2 protein-coding genes are annotated in these 1,234 nt (G+C 59.0%); one reads left to right on the top strand and one right to left on the bottom strand.

Annotated elements, in window-relative coordinates:
* A partial coding sequence (locus Q7V20_RS08920; protein ID WP_304789448.1) for a hypothetical protein occupies positions 1-290 on the bottom strand: 290 nt, incomplete at its 3' end.
* A 686-nt stretch (positions 291-976) separates the two neighbouring features.
* On the opposite strand from Q7V20_RS08920, the gene Q7V20_RS08915 reads away from it, so the two are divergent.
* Positions 977-1,234, top strand: a 258-nt coding sequence (locus Q7V20_RS08915; RefSeq protein WP_304789445.1) for a hypothetical protein, incomplete at its 3' end; no start/stop codon positions are given.

Here is a 1,234-nt window from a genome sequence, read left to right as displayed (position 1 = left end):
AAGGGCATCGCTATTAGGAGCATGTGGAGGAGCCAGCGACCAACTTCAGAGTTCCAAGTCTCGTCTGCGGCTGTGATGCGCGGGAGGAGGACCCAGATGGACTTGCACACATTACTCACGTGTTCACCCATGAGTGCCCTCCAATCAAAGAACTTGGTCGGGCTGCTTGGGTCACGGAACGTCTCGCCCATGAACCCAGTGGGGGCACAGCACACTTTGTATATGAGGTGGGTGAGCTGGTCGATGAGGAGGAGGGCATCAAAGGTGATGTACTCCCGCAGTACCACCATGCTGGGGTGTTCACAAACAGACGCCATGTGGAATACGTCAGGAGGACTTCTTTATCACTGGGGTTGGCAACAGGGGAGAGGTGGAGTTTGCAGAGAGTGCAGCGGAGGCGAGAGGCGATCATGCGGACAGGTATGGCGGCAACGCCACTTTCCTTGCTCAGGAATGCCAGAGCACCCTTCTTTAGCCGGCAGTGGGGGAGGAGGAGGGCAACAGTTGCACTATCAATGGCTCCAGGGGCACTCGCCGAGCAGGTGCCCGCCACTGCAAGGCGTGCCAGTGCCACAACGCTGGCCACCTGGCCAGACACAAGTGCCAGTGCCAGGGAGGACCCGTTGGAGCCCGGGGATTGGAATGGCATCGTGGTCTGGTGGGGTATATCACTCAGCGGACGGGTCTCGGCAAGCAGCAGGGCCCATGGGTGAAGAGGTGCAGACTAGTAGACTCCTGAGGCTAACAGAAGCAAACATGAGGGTGTCGAAGAGGCTCAGGCGCAGCGTTGAATTTGCGAATGCAATGAACTGCGCCAAAAGGTCCCATTGGTCTGAGCAAACATGGACCGGGATGCAGTGGCTCGCTCACGGCCATCACCAAGCTCGGGCCCCGTATGACCGAGTTGGTTAGCAATGCACGTTTTGGAGCAATGAGCCTGTCGCTGCGACCCTACCGACACCCGTATGCTCGCCTCTTGGCCTCCACCACCATGTCGGCTGGTCTGGCCACGGCACTGTCACGCAAGGACGGGAAGGGATGCACGTGCGGTTACGCCGGGGAAGTGGACATTCGGCACTACCTCTTTGAGTGCTCCGAAGAAACCGTGGCACACACGGCGAGCAAGGTAAAGCGCAAGGTTCGCGGGTTTATCTTGAGACTGTGTGACAAGATCGACAGTGCGACCGGCACAGCGTTGATGGCGGCTGGGTATTGGCGCCCCCCTCCGTTGACC

This window comes from Aquabacterium sp. (genome assembly GCF_030652515.1).
Classification (GTDB): domain Bacteria; phylum Pseudomonadota; class Gammaproteobacteria; order Burkholderiales; family Burkholderiaceae_C; genus Aquabacterium.
This window is presented reverse-complemented; position numbering and strand designations above follow the sequence as displayed.